The organism is Nocardiopsis sp. ATB16-24, from assembly GCF_030271535.1.
Lineage (GTDB): Bacteria > Actinomycetota > Actinomycetes > Streptosporangiales > Streptosporangiaceae > Nocardiopsis.
This window is the reverse complement of sequence record NZ_JASCXJ010000004.1, coordinates 291,588-312,045: the sequence shown is the minus strand read 5'-3', so window position 1 is coordinate 312,045 and position 20,458 is coordinate 291,588. Positions and strand designations below refer to the sequence as shown.

The following is a 20,458-nucleotide window of genomic DNA, read 5'->3' as shown; positions in this document are numbered from 1 at the left end:
TCGTAGGTACCGGGATGGATGAGGCTCACATCTGCACGAAACGGGTGGGTTCCTCCAGGAGGGTTCGGGCACCCTCCACGTCGGCCAGCCTCGCCGACAGGGTGCGTTCGGCCAGGTGTCGGGGCAGGGCGGCGGTGAACTTGAGCCCGTCCAGTGCGCGCACGGACACCTCGGGCAGAACGACCCGCTCCCGGGCCGCCTCCTTGGCCGCCTTCCAGGTACGCGGGTCCAGTTCGGTGTTCAGGCGCAGGCTCGCGTCGTTCGGCTGCTGTTTGGGGTCGGCCGCCCGGCCCAGGGTGGCGGCCAGGGTGAGGTTGGCCCTGGCCCCCGCCCAGGTCCACCACCGCAGGTCGCCGCCCGTACCACGCACGATGACCGACCCTCCGGGGTGGACCAGGTCGGTGTGCTCGTCCCTGGCCTTGGCCAGCGCCGCCACCGCGCGCCGGGTGAGCCTTACTTTCGGGTCGGTGCCCAGCAACACCTCGCGCACGGCCCTGGTGAGGTGGTAGGAAGAGCCCAGGTGGCCGCCCGAGTCCCACTTGGCCTTGCCCCCACCGCCTTCGACCGGCTCGACGAAGCACCGCTGCCTGCGCCAGTCCACCCAGGTCACCGCCCAGGTGCGCCCGGCCAGCAGCAGGCGGCGCGGTCCCGCCTCCTTGTCGTCGGCGGCCAGCAGGGCGGGGTCCACCCGTCCGATCTCGGTCCTGCCGTGCAGGGCGGTGAACTGCGGCGGTGCGGTGAAGACACTGGTCAGTTCCATGAAGTGGCGGTGGCCGAAGCGTTTCTCGGCCTCGGGGCCGATCATCATCAACCCACCGTCCAGGTCGATGAACCCCTCCCGGATCAGGTGGGCGGCGATGGGTGCGCCCTGGGCGAAGGGTTCCAGGCCGTTCCACCACTCACCCCACAGTCTCTCCCCCACCTCGGGTTCCTGCAGGCACAGGGCCAACAGTTGTTGGGCGACGATGTGCCGGGGTTCGGGGGTGGGCTCGACGGCTTCCACCCAATGTTCGCCCCACAGGTGCAGCAGCCCGGCCGCGGCCAACAGTCCGGCCTGGTCGATGGCCAGGAACAGGCAGTTGCGGGTACTTCCCGCCCTGCGCCCGGTGCGGCCGATGCGCTGGAGGAAGGAGGCGACCGTGCCGGGCGCGTTGATCTGGATGACCCGGTCCAGGTCACCGACGTCGATGCCCAGTTCCAGGGTGGAGGTGGCGACGATGACGCAGTCGCGGGCCTCGGCAAAGGCGGCCTCGGCGCGGCGGCGCTCGTCCAGGGCCAGGGAGGCGTGGGACAGGAAGGTGGTCACACCCAGTGCGCGCAGGGCGTGGCCGAGTTCCTCCACGTACTTGCGCGAGTCGCAGAAGACCAGGCGTTTCTCTCCCCGGTGCAGGGCCGCGATGACCTTGGCGGCGTTGTGCAGAGAGCCCACGTAGTCGAGTTCGACGTCTCCGGGCGGCGGATCCTCAAGGGTTCGTCCCGGCCGGGGCAAGTGCACGCCGGGGGCGATCACTCTGCCGGGGCGCGTGCCGGCCTGTGATCCCTGGAGCCAGGTGAGCAGGTCGTCGGGGTTGCCGACGGTGGCCGACAGTCCCACACGTTGGATCGACCGCCCGGCCACCCTGCCGAGGCGTTCCAGGACGGCGAGCAGGTGCCAGCCCCGGTCGTCTCCGGCGAAGGCGTGCACCTCGTCCACGACGATGCCGTGCAGGTTCGTGAAGAAGGTCCGGTGGTCGACCTTGGTGCTCACCAGCATCGCTTCGAGGGACTCGGGGGTGGTGAGCAGGATGTCGGGTCGGTTGCGCAGGATCCGTTGGCGCCCGGCCGTGGTGACGTCGCCGTGCCAGAGCTCGGCGGTGCGTCCCATCCATCCGGCGTAGGCCTGCACGCGGGGCAGCAGGTTGTTGAGCAGGGCCTTGATGGGGCACACGTACAGCAGCGACAGCCCGTCCCCCGTCCGCGCGGCCATCGCGGTGAGCAGGGGGAACAGTGCGGCCTCGGTCTTGCCCCCGGCGGTGGGGGCGAGCAGGACGGCGTCGTCGCCGTCGATGAGCGGCGCCAGTGCCTCGCGTTGCAGCGGGCGCAGCCCCGGCCACCCCAGGGTGTTGACGACGTGGTGGGCCAGGGTGGGATGGAGCAGGTCGAGGCTGCTGGGCGCCGACCCCTCCTCGCCTTCCCGTGTCCTGCTCACAGGTCGAGATCCACCTCGTCGGCGCTGGTGGCGCGCTGCACGTGGGCGCCGCGTTCCACCTCGGTGAGCTCGCCGACTCCCACGGTGAGGCCGTAGTGTCGGCGGGGGTCGAAGTCGGGGTTCTGGTCCACCCGGTCCATGACGTCCACGAGCTTGCGCAGGAACAGCCGTGGCGCGATTCCGACCCGGCCGCCCAGCTCCCCCGCCACGGCCTCGGCGAAACCGAGCAGGTAGCCGTCGTCGACCCGTTCTCGCACCCGCTGGGGGTCGTCGGCTCCGCCTGCGTACAGCTCCCGCACGGCCAGACCCAGTTCGTGCAGCTTGTCCAGGTCGAAGCCGGAGAGGCGGATCTGGGCGGCGTACAGGTTGTCGTGGGCGGGGTCGGACAGGAAGTCGGTGTGCAGGCGCTGGGCCAGAGGCGCCAGGCGTTGGACTCCCTGGGGCCCGTCGAAGAAGGCGGGGGTGCCGGTGATCACCAGGTACAGCCCCGGGAACTGCCGGTTGGCGATCTCGTCCAGGAGCTGCCGCAGGGCGTTGAGCGCCTTCTCCCGGGTGTCGGTGCGTGCCCGTTGGAGGGTCTCCAGTTCGTCCAGGACCACGAGCAGACCGGGATGGCCGCAGTCACGCAGCAGGACGAGGAGTCCCCTGAGCGCGGCCAGGGCTCCGAAGTGGTCGAGGTCGCCCTTGATCCCGGCGTAACGCTTGGCCGCGGCGGCGACGTTGGGCTGCCCGCCCAGCCAGGCGATGAGCGCCTCGGCGATGGCGGGCTCGTCCTCGGCCTGGGCCCGGTGGTAGCCGCGCAGGGCCGCGGCGAACCCGGGGTTGGCGCTGGCGACCTCGCTCAGACGGCGCTCCATCAGGTCGGTGACAGCGGTGTTGAGCGCCTCCTCGTCCGCGTCGTCCACCTTCCCGTCGGCCAGGACGTCCTCCTCCAGGGAGTAGAACCAGTTGTCGACGATCTCGCGCAGTGCGCTGGGCGGTTGTGTGGCGGTGGCGAGGCGCTCGGTCAGACGCCTGTAGACGGTCTCCAGCCGGTGCAGCGGGGTCTCGGTCTCGGAGATCTGGATCTCGGTGACGGCGAAGTTGGCGCGTTTGGCGCGCTCGCCCAGCCAACGGACGAAGAAGGTCTTGCCGGAGCCGTACTCGCCGCGCACCGCCTTGAACTCGGCGCCTCCGGTGGCGACGTTGCCGAGTTCCTTGTCCAGGGCACTCTCGAAGCGTTCGAGCCCGACGGCGAACAGGTCCAGGCCGCTGTGCGGGACTGTTCCCCTGCGCAGGGCGCCCACGACCTCCTCACGGCGGGCCTCACTGACGGGTTTCAGGGTCAGCTCCCTTCGGGAAACTGCTGCTGGAGCAGGGCGGTGTTGAGTTCGACGCTGCGGTCGCCGTCGGTCAGGGTCAGGATCGGATAGGCCTCCACGTTGAGGACCTTGCCGACCATCTTGAGGAACCGCACGGCGCGCGGGTGGCTCTCGGGGCCGCCCGCGGCGCGGGAGGCGGCGCTGACGGGTAGGCGCGGGTGGGTGCCGCCCACGGCGACGAGCGCGTCGATGAGTGCGGCGAACTCCTCTGGAGCGGGTGCCCTGGGCACACGGGCCCGGCCGGCCTGGAAGCCCGAGGTGGCGGTCACCTTGGCACCCAGCGTGCGGGGAGCCAGGGCATCGTCACCGAACAGGGCGGGCGTCTGCTCGGGCGGGGACGCCTTCGCGCCTCTGCCTCGCTTCCTGCCGGTGCCCTTCTCGTTCAGAGGGTCCCGGATCACCATCACGGGCTCGGTCCACACGAACCTGTCGGCACGGTCGGGATCCGATGCCGGGGTGTTCTCCAGCTGCTGCGACCACCAGACGGGCTCGACCTCCGCGGGGGAAAGACGCTGCCACCCGCGTGGGGTGGAGTCACGGGTGCTCCCTCCCCGTCCCCGACGCGTGGTGTCCAGGGCGGGCACGAACACCAGCACCGGGACGACCATCTCCGCGGCGGAGAAGCCGCCGTGGTAGCCGTCCTTGCGGTCGGTGTAGCGGATGTCCTCCCGGTAGGGGACGACGAGGGTGCCGTCGCCGAGCAGGACCCGGTCCCCGGTCGCCAGGATCTCTCCCTCGCCTGGTTCGCCGGTGCGGTAGCGGGCCGACTCCCCCGACCAGGTCTTGACGGCCTCGCCCCGGTCCCACACGTGCCCGTGATCGGAGGTGAGCAGGACGGGACGGCCGGCCCGAGCTGCGGCGTCGAGCAGGGAGCCGAGCTTACCGACCTGCTTGACCGTCCAGGTGGACTCGTCGCCCTCCCTGCCGCGACCGAGCGCGTCGTCGATGGTGTTGAGCACGACGCCGACGACCGTTTCGGTGTCGTCGATGTTCTCCTGGACGGCGGGGGGCAGGTGGAATCCGGCTCCCGTCTCCAGGTCGCGCTGGTGGTAGAGGACCGCCTTACGGTGGCCGAAGGAGACGGTGGCCCACAGGGCCGCGAATCCGGCGCGTTCGGCGTCCTGTTTGCCGACGGTGAGGGAACCGGTGAGCAGGGAGGCCCTAGAGCAGGTGGTGGTGGAGGGCACGGTGGCCAGGGCGCCCTCGCGCACACCGGACGAGCCGGCCTTCCCGGGCCGTCCGACCTCGACCAGCCTCCCTCCCGCCTGGATGTCCTCGGCGAGTTGGACGGCCACCTCCACGCTCATCCCGTCCAGGACCACGATGAGCGGCGCCTGGTCCTGCGCCAGGGGTCGGGCGACCTTGCCGAGGAGGTTCTCCACGCGCAGTTGGGTGTCGGTGGGCGCGTGTCCGCTGTTCCACCGGTTGACGGCGGTGGCGAACTCGGCGTCGACCGCCGCACGCCAGGCGCGCACCCGTTCGTAGAGGACGCCCAGCGCCTGGTCGAAGGCGGGGACGTCACCACGGTGGTGCCAGATAGCGGAGGCCGCGCGGTCGACCCACCCGGTCTGCTGGACGTGGGCCTGGATCCACCCGTGGGCGGTGGTGGGGGTGTCCGCGCCCAACGGCCGGTCCGCGGAGCTCAGCGCCAGGCGGCGCAGCAGCCGCACCGCGTTGGTGGCGGCCTGCGCCTGGTCCTGTTTGCGCCGGGTGGTGTGTCGGCGGTGATCACGCAGCCGCAGCAGCGACCCCTCCACCTCCCGCAGGTCCTGCGGCTGGGGCGGCCCCGCCGAACCGTCCTCGCCCAAGGCGAGGGTGATCTGTCGGCCCAGGTCGGCCAGGCGGGTGTGCAGGCCGGCGTCGAGCAGGTTGCTGCTCTGTGCGACGGGGGAGGCGTCGAGCTGGAAGAGGAGTTCCTCGGTGCGGCGGATGGTCTCGTCGGCCTGGTCGTCCTCGGAGCCGTCGATCAGCCTCATCAGGGAGGCGGTGCAGGCGTTGCCGAAGTCCCGTAGCTCCTCGGCCCTGGGCGGGTTGGCCCCGAAGTAGCGTTCCTGGGCACGGATGAGGGCGTACTGGGCTGCGCGGGCGGCCTCCTGCCCCGAGTCGGACCGTTCCTGCGTCGCGGCCTCGTGCAGTTCGGCCAGGGCCAGGCCGATGGGCACCGCGTCCAGGGCGTGGCCGCGGTCCAGGAGTTTGAACAGCACCCGGGGTACGGCGCCCAGGGTTCGTTCCACCTCCCGCCGCAGGTCGTCGCGCTCGTCCTCGTGCAGATGGGTGAAGGCGGCCACGGAGGCCGGGTCACGGGTCCACTCCAGCAGGGCGGCGCTGTCGACCTGTTCGCCAGGTCGGCGGCCGAAGCGCACGGACACGGCGATGGACAGCGCCTGTTCGAGTTTGAGGACGCCGGTGCCCAGCTTGATCTGGTGGGTGGCCCGGATGCCGCGCAGGGTGTCGGCCAGCCAGCTCAACCGGCCCGTGTACAGTCGGGGGTCGATGCGGGTGACCTTGAGTTCGGTGCGCAGCAGTTCCCAGTTGTTGAGCCGGACGACCTCCTCGCCGAGGAAGCGTCCCAGCAGGGTCTCACCGAGGTCGGCCGCGTCCAGCGGGGTGAGCACGACCACGTGGTCGACGTCCTCGTCGCCGCCGCTGAGTGCGTGCACCAGGGAGATCACGCTGTCGGCGCCCACCACGCGCACCGACCGCTGTTCGGTCCGGCCCTCGCCTGTGTGGATGTGGACGGTCAGGCGTTCGGGCCCCTCCCAGTGCGGATCCGCGGACAGGGCCAGGGCGGTGGCGGCGGAGCGCGGATGTCCCTTCTCCACCCGGCGGGCCTCGGCGTCCAAGGCGCGTTCCAGGGCGCCCGCCACGGCCTCGGCGTTCACCCTGCCCAGAGCGGGTCGAGCGGGAGGGGTGACGGCGTCGTGGTCGGCGGTGTTGTTCACTCGGCCTCCCGGATGGTGATCTGGATCTTGGCGTCCTCGGAGATGCCCAGACCGATCCTCAGGTCGGCGACCACGGTGTCCAGGTCGACGCCGGGGGTGAGCGTCACCCAGGGCTGATCGGAGGTGCCCTCCGAGTCCGACCGCTCCAGGTCGTCCTTGACCTTCACTCCGATGTTCGACGGCGTGTTGTCATCGTCCTTCCGGGTCTTGTCCTGGTCGTTCTCGTTCCCCGCCGCGAGTTCGCGGACGATCTGGTTGTTGAGCGCGCTGGCATCGCTGTTGGCCTTGCTGAGCTCCGTGGCCAGACGCAAGGCGTGCTCGTTGTGTCGGGCGGCCTCCCGCAGCCTGGTCAGAATCCGTTCGGCCGCACCGGAGTGCTTACCACCCGACTGGATGACGGTCTCCAGTGACTCCAGCAGGTCCCACCGCGCGGCGGCCAAGGCCTGGGCGAGGTTGCCCGCCCCGGCGATACCGGTGCGGTAGACCCCGCCCTCCTCGGGCAGGTCGGCCTGCCCGAGCGCGTTGACCAGGGCGGTGTCGTCGGTCAGTCCGCTGAGACGGCCGAGGAGTTCGTCGGCGGCGCGGGCGGTGCGCAGGCGCGGGGCCTCCTCGTCCAACCCGAGCAGCCGCGCGTGCTTCGTGAGTTCACGCACCAGGTGTTCGCTGCTCGCCTGGAACCGGTGGGCCTGTTCCTTGAGCTGTTCGGCCAGCCTTTGCACGGAGCGGCTGTTGAGCAGCGGCTGGGCGGGGAGGCCGAAGATGCTCTGGGCGCGTTCGTTGGCCCGTGCGAAGTCCTCCTCGGAGGGCAGCTCCTGGCGGCGCAGCACGATCTCGTCGGAGAGCCTGCCTATCTCCGCACCGGTGTAGCGTTTGCCCGCCCGGATCCAGGCCCGGTCACTCTGGACGGCGTAGACCATGACGAGCAGGTCGACGATGTCCTCGGGCAGTCCCCGGCCGTCCTCTCGGCCACGGATCCACTTCTTCAGGTCACCGACCCGTACGTCTGTGCTGGTGGGCATGTTCGCCTTGACGAAGCGGTCGATGTCCAGCCGCCAGTCCTCACGCAGTACGAAGACTTCTCCCACGGTGGCGATCCGCAGGGGTTCGGCCACACGCTTGAGGACCGGCAGGTCGCTCTTGGGCGCGTCCTCGTACCGGTTGAGCTTGTCGGCCTTGGCCTCCTCCACCGCCTTGAGCACGGTGCTCAGGTCCGGGCGCCGCACCGGCGTCTTCCTGGTGGAGCTGGTCAGGTCGGGGTGTTCGGGGTAGAGGTGGTCCAGGAGTCTGGTGGTGATCCGCTCCAGGGCGGCGGGGAACTGGCTGCCGGCCTCCAGTGGGATGCTCAGCCCTTGGGGCAGCGGTTCGATGTGGGGGTCGGCGGGAGCCCCGTAGTCGGTGCTGTCCCGGTCCACCTCCACCAGGCCGTAGGCGCCGCGCAGCAGGCCGGAGATCTGGGTGCTCAACTGGTTGCGCTGGTTGTCGAGCTGGGCTCGGGCCTCTCGGCGGTCGTCGCTGCTCCAGTCGGGGGCCTTCTCCTCGATGACGTTGGGCTGCAGGAGGTATTCCATCATCAGGATGCGCCGGGCGTCCTCCAGCTTGCCCGGTGACAGGAAGGTGGGCAGCCACACCAGGGTGGCGACCGCCTCGTTGAACTCCTCACGCAGTTCCTGGACCCGTCGGCGGTCTCCGGCGGGGTTGTGGTCGGCCTCGTCGAAGGGGTAGTCGATGACCACCCGTACGGCGTTGGCGGCGGCAGGGCGGAACTCCTCTCGGCCCAGGTCGTCGCTGGAGCGCACGTTGCCGAAGGCCAGTTCCACGGTGCGCTGGGTGCCGCGCCAGACCACACTGCTGCGCTCGGCCCCGGTCTCCAGTCCCAACTGCTCCCACAGCAGGCGCTTGAACAAGCGGCGCAGGGCGTGGTCGTTGGCGGCGGAGTAGGCGCTGCGCATGAGGGACTCGGTGTCCACCCTCAGCAGGTTGAGGGACAGGGTCGGGTTGTCGCTCTGCGCACCGACCCGCACCTCACCGAACTGGGCCGCCATGTCCTGGAAGAACGTGGTGGCCGCCTTGACGTCCTGTCCGGGGCGCCGGGCCTTGACGATGCCCTGGTTGAGCGCCATGGCCCGGCCGACGGTGAGGTCCTTGAGCGCGGGCACGTGGGGGGTCAGGGCGCTCAGCAGCAGGGTCTTGACCAGCAGGTCGTCGCGACGGAAGGGCGAGCGCACGTCGAGCGCGGTCACGTCGGCATCGGCGACCTCGTGCTTGTCCAGCAGCCAGGGGCGGACCTTGTTGCGGTAGAAGTTGCTGATCTTGGCGTACTCGGCGCTGAGGTGGTCCTTGAAGGGTTTGGCCTCGCCCTCGATGAGCACGTCGAAGACGGCGCCGAGCGGCACCACCTGTCCGACGGGGAGGGTGGTGCGGTACTTGACCAGTAGTTCCAGGAGGAGCTTGATGGCGCTGCGCTGGCGTTGCAGGGCGTAGGACATCTCCACCAGGACGTGCAGCACGGCGGGGCTGAACGGGTAGAGGCTGCGGAAGTCCTCCCAAGTGCTGGTGTCGGCCCCACCTCCGCTGTCCAGGAGGGTGTCGCGCACCTCGGCCCGGCTGCCGCGCATCCGCTCGAAGGCCGCGTCGATCTCCGCGGCGGCCTCGTCGTTGCGGGGCTTGATGAGGCGGTGGCGGGCGATCTCGGTGAGGTTGGCGTCGGCGAGCTTGATGTGCCCGAAGCGGCCGTCCCAGTAGCTGATGGTCTGGGAGATGCCCTCGGTGCCGCCGCCGAGTCCGACCAGTTCGCGCAGGTCGCGCTGGCGGGGCACGAAGCTGATGATGGGCGCGGGCCGGTGGCTGTGCGAGGACTCCACCAGCTTGGCGATCTTCTGCACCTCGCTGCTGATGCGGCCCTCGTCGCCGATGAAGGCGGTGAAGCGCAGGATCAGCTCGTCCAGGAGCAGGACGACGGCGTCACAGCCCAGGTGTTCCTTGGCGTGGCGGCTGATGACGGACAGGCCCTCGTCGATGCTGACGTAGGCGCCACTGGAGTCCCCCACCGCTTCGGTGTAGCGCTTGAAGGGTCCTCCGAGCAGTGCGCTGACCAGTTCCTCGCGCAGGCCCCGTTCAGCGAGGTTCTCGGTCTCGGGGTGAACGGCGAAGGCCTCGTCGAGGGTCTGGCTGTCCCAGCTGGAGGGGCCGGCGAGTTTCCCCCAGACACCGTTGTCGAGCTCACCACTGGTTTGACCATCGCCGGAGTCCGTCCGGTCCGGCAACAGGGCGATGAACGCCTCGTCCCCCATACGGGAGCGCTGCTCCTGGGCGTCGGCCAGAAGGCCGTCGGCACGGTAAACCGCCGGGACGGGGGCATCCGGGTATTCCCGCTGCACTTGGCGCACGTAACCACCGAGGATGTTGGCCTCGATGGACACCTCCTCCTCCACGAGGTGGGCTTTGACCTCGATGAACTTCTTTCCCGAGAGCCAGCTGTCGTGCTTGGCGAGCAAGTCGGCCAGACCGGGCTTGGCGCGGGCGTCGGGATGGTGGTTCAAGATCGCGGAGAGAACTGCCAGGAAGTGGCTCTTACCCGCACCGAAGGATCCGTGCAGATAGGCGGCCTGGGACTTGTTGTCCACCAACGAGGAGCGGATGGTCTCCAGGGCCTGGTCGAAGTTCTCGGCCAGTTGAGGGGTGACCACGTACTCGTCCAGGGCCTGGGCCTGGCGGGTGGAGGTGCTCTCAGTGAGCTTGACGACCAGGTCGCCGTCGTGGACGGCTAGGGGGATGTCGATCAGGTCGCTGATCACTCGGCCGGTGCCGCTCGAACCAGAGGAAGGGGTGGTCATCTCCGGATGCGCCTTTCTGCGGTCTGCTCGGGTACGGCGACCGTGTGCACGACCGGTCCGGACACGGCGGGGCGCTGGAGCGGGCATCCGGCGGGGGCACACGGTTTTCGTCGGTGTAGCGGGGCTTCCAGCCTAAGCCTCAAAGGCGACAGCGGCACCAGGTACGCCCGGACCGGAGTGCGATGGACGCCGTCTCCGGCCCGGGTGTGCGAGGGCTGTGAGCCTCAGGCCTTCTTCCTACGACCACGGGTGGGCGCGGGGGGACGCCAATCGGTCATCTCCGACTCGGTGATACCGGTGGTGTCGCGCAACTCGGCCAAGTCCTCCCGGAGGTGGTCGGCCGGGGTGTCCCCGTACTCGTCGGCCTGGGTGTGCCACTGCCGCACCCACGGCAGGAGTTCGAGCATCCCCGCCAGGAAGGGGACCATCTTGTCGCGGGTCTCGGCGTCCTTGCCCCAGCCGAGTTCGTCCATGCGCTCGTGGGCCAGGGTGCCCAAGGCGTCGGCCTGCTGTGCGTGGTCCCAGCCCGCCCAACCGAGCAGGAGCGTGGGGTCGGTGTCGGTCTCGGCACCGGGGTAGGAGATGAAGCGCTCCTTGGGAACGTCGAGCTTGCCCCGGTTGGACCAGTACTCGTTCCTGCGGAAATCGGCGGAGGTGTACTTGGGCGGTACGGGGATGTCCAGGCGGCGCTCCTCCTCGCCCTCCTCCAGGTCGGCGTTGAGCCGGTCCTCTTCCCGCTGGAGTTCCCACACGTGTTCCCAGTCGGCGCGCTTGCGCATACCGGATTCCTTGTAGCGCAGGGCCGCGAGGTAGGGCACGTGTTCGGTCTTGACGATCTCCTCGACGACCTCGCCGAAGTCCTTGGAGGAGTCGTAGAGCGCGGCGACCTCGGCGGCCTCGGGGAACAGGTCACGCACCCGGTTGGCCAGCACCCGAACCGAGAGGGGACGTGCGCGATCCTCGCCGTGGTCGTCGGTGGTGAACCACAGACGCCGGTCCTCGCACTTGTCCAGCAGCCAGGACTTGAGCGCGGCCTGCTGCTTCTTCTCCCAGGGCTCGGACTGCCAACGGCGCTTGTACTCGGGACGTTCCAGAAGGTTGATGTTCTTGTCGGACTCAATGAGTTCGATGCGCTTGGCGACGACCTTCTTGTAGGCGTCCGGCCAGTGAGAGGGGATCTCTGTGATGGGGGTGGAACCGTGGCGGTTGAACCACTCGGTGGAGGCTTCGCCGGCGGCCATCTTGCGTGCCAGCACGATCTCGAAGGCCCGCTCCCCCAAGTCGATGGAGGGGGCATCGGCGGTGTCGGGGAGGGTCAGCTCGGCGAGCTGGGCGTCGGAGATGAGGGCGTAGCGGTGGTAGACGTCCCAGTCGAGTTCCTCTTGGAGCGCGATCATGCGGCGGCGGGTGGCGGTGTACTCGGCGTGGGCCTCCCGGAGGGCCTCGGCCGTGGGGGCGGTTGACTCGGCTAGGGCTTCAGGCTCAAAAGTGGCCAGCTTCTGGGCGAGGAAGTCGATCTCCTTCGAGCGGGCCAAGGGCAGCCTTGAAGGGAGCGGAAATTCCTTGAGTTTAGTACCGGTGAACTCGTAAGTATCGAAATAAGAAACACCAGTAGTCCTAGCACCTCGACTATCCGTACTATTACCCTTATTGTGACTCACTTGTTTGAGCCAGAAGCACGCCGTCGAGGAGTTCAGAACCCCCAACAACTCCAGGTGCTGATCTTCCGTCGCACCCTCCGGCAGCTTGATCACCGGCGCTGACTGCTTGAAGACCTTCCCACCCCGGTCCAGCACAAAGTGGTTATGCGTCGCCACGAAAGAAAAAGGCACAAGGAAAGGCGAAGTCAGCCTTTCGGGCATAGAAAACGCATATTCATACCACTCCATGCCTCGCTCGGATTTACTCTTGCCAAAGTAGACATTGGATCGCAAGTTAGAGCGCCAGCACCAAAAATAATTTTTAATTATAGCAGCATCCAACCCAGTCAATCCGAAGGGGAATACGGAAAGTGAACTTCGGGAAGTAAACCAGTCTCGAAGTTCGTCACCAACAACAAAACGGCGAGTTACTTTACCAACCCCCTTCCTTGAAGCAACATCGGAATTCATGACAAAAACGTCGTCTTCGCCAGTGATTGCCGAGAAACCAATGGAATCGATTCGACCAGCCAACTCATAAGCAGATGACTCAATATCCCTAAGAAGTTTCAGGGCAACTCCACCCGAAAGGCTCCAAGGATGCCCAGAAAGAGAACCCTTATCAAGGTCAGCTGAGCTCACCCACTCATTTTCCACACCGGGCGAGGAAGCCAGTTTCACAATCGAGCTCCATACCAACCCCTCCGACGGAATCTTGGGCTGGGAAGGCTCGCCACGAATCCCGAGAATAGCTCGAACCTTGCTCCCCTGCCGCCACATCTGGTTACGGCCAAAGAGAATTACTGTCGGCGTTCCGTGCCCCGGGATGTACGCTCCCGAAGCGTCGATGACGTGGGTCAGGTCAATCTTGGCGTGGAAGTAGTCTTCAATCAGCTTCTTACCGAACTCGCGCTTCATGAAGGAGTTAGCGGTGATTTGACCGACGTACCCGGACCTCTGACCGGAACCAGCGCCAAGCTTGGCCAAGTCAAAGAAGCGCTGCGCAAAAGGAACGGAGAGCGCGTACTTTCCAGAGCAAACCTGACTATAGGCTTGTCGATAGTTCTGGTTTTCCTGCTTGTCCTTGACCGTAATGTACGGTGGGTTTCCCACGACCGTATGGTAACTATTCATCCCCAAGAGGTCATGCTCGGACACGTAGTCACGCACGTCTTCGGTCGAGTAGTAATGCGTGCCCCCACCGAAAAGTGTCCGTTGCTCGCCCGGCGCTCCCCTCCCGTGTAGCAGCGAATCACCTGTCGCTACAACGATGGGCCACTCCGGACTGTTTTCACTCAGAGTAGTGATTCCGCCTTCCTTCATCGCAGCAATGAGGAGACGGAACCTGGCGATCGCCACCGCATACGGGTTCTTATCCACACCATGGACACTGCGCAGACTGCGATTGATCAAGTCCCAATCCGAGGCCCCCGGCTCGGCCTCGCGCCACTTGTTGAGCAGCCGGCGAAAAGCGCCCAGCAGGAAGTGCCCTGACCCGCAGGTCGGATCGATGAGGCGGAACCCCTTGCTGTCCTCCTGGTAGATCCGGTTGCCGTCGAGTCCGAATTCTTCGATCGCGGGTTCCAAGGTGTAGTCAAGGATGAACTCCTCGACGAACTCCGGGGTCTGGAGAAGCGCGTACTTCTTCCGAGTGGCCTCGGACAGATCCTGGTACAGGTCACCGAGGAACCGGGTGTTCCAGTCCGGGTCGGTGAAGTCGTGGACGAGATGGCCGTCCTCCCCCACTTGACGCCAGAAGTCGATGAGCTGCTTGGCAGCCTGATGGGACGGGGTGATGGTCCACATCGGGTTGTGCTGCTTGTCGAAAAGCCCCGCCATGACTGAGGAGACGCTCATCTGCTCGAAAGCATGCTCCAGCCACTCACGGTCGGTCAGCTCCGGAGCGCCCGGGTTCTCACGACGCCCTTGGAGAACCCACGCTTCCTTCAGCTCTTGGGCGATGCCGTACCGGTCGCGTTCGTCCTTGGGGCCGGCGATGAAAGGCTGTTCAAGGAGCCCGTTGTCCTCGCAGAAGCGCACGAAGACCGTGGATAGCACCCACGCCACCGCAGCCTGAGTGATCTGGCCTTCCCGCCACTCCCCCTCGGCGATTCCCACCCGCTCCGCGTCCCGGGCCTTCTGGTACTCGCGCTTGAGGTAGGCGTCGAAGCTCTCAGAATCTCCCTCCTTGGTAAGCCCCTTGATCGCGGTCGGATCCTGACCACGTTCACGCAGGTCGTCCTCCAACAGCTTGACCTGCTTCTGCAAGTCCTTGAGCAGCATCTCCTGATCGACCACAGGGGCTCCAACCACAACGAGAGGTACAGGGGTGTCCCTTCATTCTCTCGCCTAAAACCGTCTGCCGTGCCCGGTACCGCAACCTTGCCGTGGGTACGCGCCCTGTCGCTCACCGGCCACAAGGTGGTGGCCGTCCCGTCCAGACGACCACCACCGTTCACCGTCAGCAGCGGGCCGGAACTCCGTTCAGGAGTCGTTGAAGAGTTGCGGCGTCGGGGACCTCGGCCAATCCGGTGGAGGAAGCCACCCAGTACGAGCCGGTCCGCTCCCCGTACCAGACGATCAGGTGCCGATTGCGGGCCTGGACGGCGGCGGCGAAGGCGTGTTCGTCACGGTACTCGGCCTTGTGGCCTCCCAGAATGGGCAGCTTCTCAGCGCGAATCCTGCGGCAGGAGGGGTGCGCACAGCGAGAGCAGACCGGTCCGGTCGGCAGGGGGCGCATGCGCAGGGGCAGCACAGGGTAGTACAGCGGGCCGCGTGCGGTTCGGGGAGCGGGGATAGGATGCGTCATCGATCCTGCTTTCTGAACATGTGGAAGTGTCTGGATTTCGGGATTGGAGGGCCCGGGAGGCGTTGGCGCGCTCTCCTGGGCCCGTTTCGCGTCTACGACACGAGGTGGACGACGTTCTCCGCGTCGGCGTTCCAGCGGCTGCCAGCCAGGTCGTAGGCCAGGAAGAACCACACCTGCCGGTAGTCGGGGATGCCGTTGTCGCCCCAGGAGGTGGCCAGGGCGTCGACCAGTGCCAGACCGCGTCCGGACTCGGCGGCCAGGTCCAGCGCGCTCGGGTCGGCGCTCAGGTACGAGTGCTCGCCGAGAGCGGCCGTCCTGCCGTCCCGCGCTCCCTGGTCCCGGCAGGTGAGGCGCAGTCCTGCGCGGTGGCGCTGGCAGGTGAGGGTGTAGACCCCGAAGGGCTCTCCCGAGCGCGAGTGCTTCAGGGCGTTGTTTGCGAGTTCGGAGCCGAGCAGGGTGAACAGGTAGCGGTAGTCGCGGTCGCGTTCGGCGGCGCAGGTGTCCAGGAAGGCCCGTACGAGCGGCATGTACTGGGCGGATCCGCCGAAGTCGTAGCGGCGGGTGCGGTAGGGGGCGCGGTCAGCCCGGCCGGTGAAGTAGTGGCGGACTCGGGGCGGGACCAGCGCGCCGAGCGGGACGGTCACTTCGGGCAGGGCTGCCAAGGGCACGGTTGCGGGCATGACGAACAGGCTCCTTACACATAGGAGTGGAACAGGGGTTCGGTGTGCCCGCAGGTAGGGACCTTCGCGTTTCCCGCGCAGCGGGAAGGGGCACGGCGTAGCCTGACCAGCAGGGACTCTGTGTGAGACGTCGGTCACTGGCTACACCCATGACTTTAGAACTTGAAGCTCAGGAAAGTCAACCTGAGAACATGAACTTCAAAAAACTTGAGTTACACTGGAATCATGCAACGTCCTCACAGTCCAACTCTGCGTCGCCGCCGCCTGTCTGCCGAGCTCAAGCGCGCTCGGGAAGAAGCCAAGGTCACCTCGGCTAACGCAGCCAAGTCCCTTGGCTGGGCGGCCGGCAAACTCAGCATGATCGAGAACGCTGAGACCCAGAAGGTCAAGGCCGACGATCTCGACAAGATGTTGGATCTGTACCAGGTCACCGATCCCGGCAAGCGCGAAGCTCTTCATGCCCTGGCTAGAGACGCCAAGGTCCGAGGGTGGTGGTCGAAGTACAAGGAGGTGTTCGGACCCCAGTCGCTCCCTGACTTCGAGGCGGAAGCGTCCGCTATCCGCACCTTCGAGGGGCTGGTGATCCCTGGGCTTCTCCAAACGCCCGACTACGCCCGAGCTGTCATCCAAGGTGGGCGCTACACCAGCGAGGAGGAGATCGAACGCCGAGTCAAAGCCCGCCTGGAGCGACGCGACATCCTGACACGGTTCAAACCCGCAAGCCTACGCGTGACCCTGGACGAGGCGGTGCTGCACCGTGTGGTTGGTAGCTCTGAGGTCATGGCTGAGCAATTGCGTCACCTGCTCCACATGGCCAAACTTCCCAACATCGACCTTCAGGTAGTGCCCTTCGACGCAGGTGCGCATGCCGCATTTGTCGCCCCATTTAGCATCTTGAACTTCCCCGACCCCCTTGATGCACCAATCGTGTTTGTGGACACTGCCTCAGGCGGCCTCTTCCTGGAAGAATCGGACGAAGTGGAGGCGCACAGCGTCACCTTCGGTGACGTCCAAGGCTCTGCGATGAGCGCGGCACAGTCCGCCAGACTCATCACAGAAGTTCTAGAAACCCTAGAGAGCAAACCATGAACGACGAGCTGATTTTCAAGAAGAGTAGCTACAGTAGCGCTCAAAGCCAGAACTGTGTAGAGGTCGCCCACATCCCTGCCACCTTCCGCAAGAGCAGCTACAGCGGTGTCAACAACAACTGCATCGAAGTCGCCGACCTCCCCTGTGGCGCGGCCGTCCGGGACTCCAAGCACCCCGACCACGGCCACCTTCCCTTCCCCGCCGCCGAGTGGGACGCCTTCCTCGCTTCCGCCCGCGCCTTCCAGGCGTAGAACCTCGTCCCACGTCCGGCCACCCGCTGGACGTGGGGCTTTGGCCGATCCTGGACACGAACAGCAGTTGCCAGAGCGCCCACGGTGGTCAAGCATGGTGCTGTCACTCGCACCCGCGACCAGCTACGCGCCAACCCGAGAGGCTTGTGCCATGCGCTTGGAATTCCTGGGTACCGATAGCCGGGATGGCGAATGCCCCACCTTGTACCGAACCGACCGGGGAACGATCGTCGTGCAGGGATACAAGGTCACCGACCCCGAAGCGCTTGCCGACCTGCGCGACCTGGCCGACGACGAAACCGTGGTGGAGATCCCCGAGAAGCTCCTCCGCTTCGCGAGCAAGGAGAGGCCCTCGTGACCAGGCTCCTCACCAAGGAGGAGTTCAGCCGGCAATTCCTCGACTTCGAACACACCACCTGGAAGCTGGAGATCCGCGACCGGTACAACATCTCGGGTGAACAGGAGGAGTTCGAGTACTGGTTGCGCACCGGAGACACCTCCCTCGAAGAAAAGTACGCGAGTACCTCCGCATGGCACCGCAACGTTCGCGAGGCCCGCGAGGCAGGGAAGCTGTGGCAGCGGGTCCGCGTGGTCAGTGAGCCGTTGAGCGACTACATCCGTTGGGAGCACGCCGCCACCCGGTTCAACGAAGAAGCCGGTGAGGACATCCGGTGGCTCCCCCGCCACCACCCGGCGGTCGGGGAACTGCCGCAGCACGACTTCTGGCTCTTCGACAGCCGGTGGGTCTGCGTCCTGCACTTCGATGACGACGACGTCCCCTACCGATATGAGGTCATCGACGACCCGGCGGCGGTCGCCCGGCACTGTCAGTGGCGTGACATCGCCTGGCACTACGCCATCCCCCACCGCGAATACGACCCCGACGCACCGAATCGGTTCAGCACGTAGGTGTCTTACTCCTTGGAACGCGCCCGTCAAGAGATCGGACGCCACCTCCGAGAGCTGCGAACCGGATCGGGTCTGACCGGTTCGCAGCTCGCCGCGCTGCTCGGCTGGAGCCAGCCCAAGGTCTCCCGGCTGGAAACCGGTCGCCAGTCCCCGAGCAGTGCCGATATCCGGGCATGGGCCAAGGCGTGTGGTGAGGAAGAGACCGCCGAGGAGATCGTCGGACGGCTCGGCATCCTGGAATCGATGTACGTCGAGTGGCGGGTTCAGGAACGATCGGGCATGCAGGGTCCTCAGGCCGAAGCGCACACCAGGGACATGGCGGCACGGAGTCGTCGTGTCTACGAGTGCACCGTCGTTCCAGGGCTTCTGCAAACGGAGCCCTACATTCGCTCCGTCATCACGAAATACGCGCATTTTCGTGGGGTGTCCACCGGCACGGAAGAAGCGGTGACGAAGCGTCTCCAGCGCCAGGAAATCCTCTACGACAGGCGCAAGAAATTCCGCTTCCTCATCTTGGAGTCGGTTCTCCGCACCCGCTACACCGACCAGGAATCGATGGTGGAACAACTCGACCGGATCGCGATGGTCTCCACACTGGCCAACGTGTCGCTGGGCATCATCCCCTTCGACCAGTGCGTGGTGTTCGAGCCCGGACACGGTTTCTGCGTCCACGACGACAGGCTCGTCACCGTCGAGACCCTGTCGGCGGAACTGCGCCTGACCCACCCCACCGAGGTGGCACAATACGCCCGAGCTTTCGACCTGGGCTCCCGGGCCGCCCGGTTCGGCCGCGAAGCCCGCGCTCTGCTGCTGCGCGCCATCGACTCCCTCCCACCGGACTAGCCGAATTATTCACAGATATCCATCTGGGTCGACCATGTCCTGAGGGAAAGCGCATCGACGCACATAAAGCTTTCCACCAAGGTGATCCCTCCCTAATCTCTTGCGAAGTACAGCGGAAAGGGGAGTGAAGACATGGCCGCATGTTCAGGATGTGACGGCGGAAAATACGTCTTCGTGGGCGGAGACGGATCGGGGCCGTGGTCGGACAAGGAGATGGTCCCCTGCCCCGACTGCAACGGGACGGGAGAAGCGTGAACCACGGGATCGAGACGCTGGAGGCACGGCGGACCAGGCTCGCCGCCGGACTGAAGACCGAGGAGCACATTCGTGCGGTGTTCGCGAAAGTCCCACGCCACCTGTTCCTCCCTGACCAGGTCTGGCCCAAGGTCGTCGGAGAACCCCTGGACCGACGCACCGACCCGGAAGGCTGGGCCGACCACGCCTATGACGACACTCCCGTCATCACCCAGGTCAACGGGGGATCGAACAGATCCGTGAACGTTCCGACCTCCTCCTCGTCCGCTCCCTCGGTCATGGCGGCGATGTTGGAGGCCGCCGAGGTGAAGACAGGCCACCGCGTCCTGGAGGTCGGTACCGGGACCGGTTTCAACGCTGCCCTGTTGTGCGAACTCGTCGGCGCACAGGGGCACGTCGTCACCGTGGAGGTGGACCCCGCCGTCATCGCGTGGGCCCGCCGCGCTCTGGAGGCCAACGGCTACGCACCGACCGTCCTACATGCCGACGGCCACACCGGGCACCCGGCCGCGGCCCCCTACGATTCGGTCATCGCCACATGCGCTGTGGTGCAGGTGCCCCGAGCATGGACCGAACAGACTCGGGCGGGCGGAGTCATCGTGCTTCCGTGGTCCCCCGGCGTCACCCTCCCCGGCGGGATGATGGCGAGGCTGGTCGTCGATCCGCGCGCCGGCCGGGCACAGGGGAGGTTCATCGGGGAGGCCGATTTCATGAGCCTGCGCCGGCAGCGGGCCCGACGCGGTGCACCGCCCGACCGCGACGCCGCCGCCGACCGGACATGGCGGATCGCGGGTGACGCCCGAGACCTGGTCCTGGGCGGCGCCGGTCCACAATTGGCGCTGATGAACCCCGGTACCGCCATGGGTTTTCAGACGCAGCCCGCCCAGGAGTCCGGCTGTGTGTGGCTCGCGGCCACGGATTCACCTTCATGGGTACGCCTGCACTCGGACGGGCGAGTGGAGCAGGGCGGCCCCGACCACCTCGGTGAGCGGGTTCTGGCCTCCCACGAGTTCTGGCAGGCCCAGGGGAGCCCGGCCCTGACCGAGTACGGGCTCACCGTCGACGCCTCGGGCGAGCACCGGGTGTGGCTGCGAGACCCCTCCGGCCCCAACTGGGTCCAGGTACCGGGCACAGGTGACGGCCTCCCTGAACCCGCATGAGCGGAACCACGTCCCGTCGCACATGACGGGCGGCTCCGGCCGTCCGTGGCCGAGACACCACGAACGGCCGGTTACTCATCAGCCACCCCGGAAGGGCAACACCGTGGCCGTCACCACCCAGGTACGCATCTACACCGTCAAAGAAGGCCTGCTCGACGCATGGGTACGGCGATGGAAGGAGGAGATCGTCCCACTGCGCCTGGAGTTCGGTTTCTCCCTCGGCGGCGCTTGGATCGACCGGGAACGCCACCACTTCATTTGGGAGATCTCTTACGACGGCCCCCAGAGTTTCGCCGAACGCAACCGCCGGTACTGGGACTCCCCCGAACGCCAGGCGATGGACCTGGACTCCAAGGACTACCTGGTCTCCACCGACGTCCGCGAGGTCACCCGGGTCCACTGACCCGGCCTTTCCTCCTCGCCGACCGCGAGCATGTGCGCCCGACGTCTCGAGGGGTCGCGTATTCCCGATTCCAAGGGGCGCGCGTGCCCCTGGTG

General features: G+C 66.8%; 14 protein-coding genes. 7 read left to right on the top strand and 7 right to left on the bottom strand.

What is annotated here, in order from left to right; genetic code table 11:
• Positions 1-25: 25 nt before the first annotated feature.
• The 7 genes from PFX91_RS07560 to PFX91_RS07530 all read right to left on the bottom strand — a co-directional run bounded on the left by PFX91_RS07560 (position 26) and on the right by PFX91_RS07530 (position 15,453).
• Complete coding sequence (locus tag PFX91_RS07560) at positions 26-2,188, bottom strand: DEAD/DEAH box helicase (protein WP_285730446.1); 2,163 nt, start codon at positions 2,186-2,188, stop codon at positions 26-28.
• Positions 2,185-3,510, bottom strand: a complete 1,326-nt coding sequence (gene brxD, locus PFX91_RS07555) for a BREX system ATP-binding protein BrxD (protein ID WP_285730477.1) — start codon at positions 3,508-3,510, stop codon at positions 2,185-2,187. The genes PFX91_RS07560 and brxD overlap by 4 nt, the downstream gene beginning before the upstream one ends.
• 2 nt (positions 3,511-3,512) lie before the next feature.
• On the bottom strand, positions 3,513-6,491 hold the full coding sequence (pglZ, locus tag PFX91_RS07550) for a BREX-2 system phosphatase PglZ (protein WP_285730445.1): 2,979 nt from the start codon (positions 6,489-6,491) through the stop codon (positions 3,513-3,515).
• The gene (locus PFX91_RS07545) at positions 6,488-10,324 is read right to left on the bottom strand and encodes a DUF6079 family protein (RefSeq protein ID WP_285730444.1); all 3,837 of its coding nucleotides are present in this window, start codon (positions 10,322-10,324) and stop codon (positions 6,488-6,490) included. Before PFX91_RS07545 ends, pglZ begins: the two co-directional genes overlap by 4 nt.
• 224 nt (positions 10,325-10,548) lie before the next feature.
• Positions 10,549-14,262 carry a BREX-2 system adenine-specific DNA-methyltransferase PglX gene (gene pglX / locus PFX91_RS07540; RefSeq protein WP_285730442.1) on the bottom strand — a complete coding sequence of 1,238 codons (3,714 nt, stop codon included), beginning with the start codon at positions 14,260-14,262 and terminating at the stop codon, positions 10,549-10,551.
• Between the two features lie 163 nt (positions 14,263-14,425).
• Positions 14,426-14,773, bottom strand: a complete 348-nt coding sequence (locus tag PFX91_RS07535; protein ID WP_285730440.1) for a hypothetical protein — start codon at positions 14,771-14,773, stop codon at positions 14,426-14,428.
• Positions 14,774-14,865: 92 nt separating this feature from the next.
• Complete coding sequence (locus tag PFX91_RS07530; RefSeq protein WP_285730438.1) at positions 14,866-15,453, bottom strand: ATP-binding protein; 588 nt, start codon at positions 15,451-15,453, stop codon at positions 14,866-14,868.
• A gap of 225 nt (positions 15,454-15,678) precedes the next feature.
• Here PFX91_RS07530 and PFX91_RS07525 point away from each other — a divergent pair, with 225 nt between their 5' ends.
• The 7 genes from PFX91_RS07525 (at position 15,679) to PFX91_RS07495 (ending at position 20,363) form a co-directional block, all read left to right on the top strand.
• Positions 15,679-16,542 carry a helix-turn-helix domain-containing protein gene (locus PFX91_RS07525; RefSeq protein ID WP_285730437.1) on the top strand — a complete coding sequence of 288 codons (864 nt, stop codon included), beginning with the start codon at positions 15,679-15,681 and terminating at the stop codon, positions 16,540-16,542.
• Entirely contained in the window at positions 16,539-16,793 is a 255-nt protein-coding gene (locus tag PFX91_RS07520) for a DUF397 domain-containing protein (RefSeq protein ID WP_285730436.1), read from the top strand. Before PFX91_RS07525 ends, PFX91_RS07520 begins: the two co-directional genes overlap by 4 nt.
• Before the next feature lie 232 nt (positions 16,794-17,025).
• The gene (locus PFX91_RS23245; protein ID WP_502888273.1) at positions 17,026-17,151 is read left to right on the top strand and encodes a hypothetical protein; all 126 of its coding nucleotides are present in this window, start codon (positions 17,026-17,028) and stop codon (positions 17,149-17,151) included.
• Positions 17,148-17,702: a DUF6879 family protein gene (locus PFX91_RS07510; RefSeq protein ID WP_017604996.1), complete on the top strand. Its 555-nt coding sequence runs from the start codon at positions 17,148-17,150 to the stop codon at positions 17,700-17,702. The genes PFX91_RS23245 and PFX91_RS07510 overlap by 4 nt, the downstream gene beginning before the upstream one ends.
• The gene (locus PFX91_RS07505) at positions 17,703-18,545 is read left to right on the top strand and encodes a helix-turn-helix domain-containing protein (protein WP_285730433.1); all 843 of its coding nucleotides are present in this window, start codon (positions 17,703-17,705) and stop codon (positions 18,543-18,545) included.
• Between the two features lie 251 nt (positions 18,546-18,796).
• Positions 18,797-19,960: a methyltransferase domain-containing protein gene (locus PFX91_RS07500; RefSeq protein WP_285730431.1), complete on the top strand. Its 1,164-nt coding sequence runs from the start codon at positions 18,797-18,799 to the stop codon at positions 19,958-19,960.
• Positions 19,961-20,063: 103 nt separating this feature from the next.
• Positions 20,064-20,363, top strand: coding sequence for an NIPSNAP family containing protein (locus tag PFX91_RS07495; RefSeq protein WP_285730430.1), 300 nt, complete (start codon positions 20,064-20,066; stop codon positions 20,361-20,363).
• Positions 20,364-20,458: the final 95 nt, after the last annotated feature.

What these genes read in the sequence shown, in the direction of transcription:
- PFX91_RS07525 (WP_285730437.1), top strand. Translation starts at nt 15,679, where the DNA reads ATGCAACGTCCTCACAGTCCAACTCTGCGTCGCCGCCGCCTGTCTGCC.
- PFX91_RS07545 (WP_285730444.1), bottom strand. Translation starts at nt 10,324, where the DNA reads ATGACCACCCCTTCCTCTGGTTCGAGCGGCACCGGCCGAGTGATCAGC.
- PFX91_RS07535 (WP_285730440.1), bottom strand. Translation starts at nt 14,773, where the DNA reads ATGACGCATCCTATCCCCGCTCCCCGAACCGCACGCGGCCCGCTGTAC.
- PFX91_RS07530 (WP_285730438.1), bottom strand. Translation starts at nt 15,453, where the DNA reads ATGCCCGCAACCGTGCCCTTGGCAGCCCTGCCCGAAGTGACCGTCCCG.
- PFX91_RS07520 (WP_285730436.1), top strand. Translation starts at nt 16,539, where the DNA reads ATGAACGACGAGCTGATTTTCAAGAAGAGTAGCTACAGTAGCGCTCAA.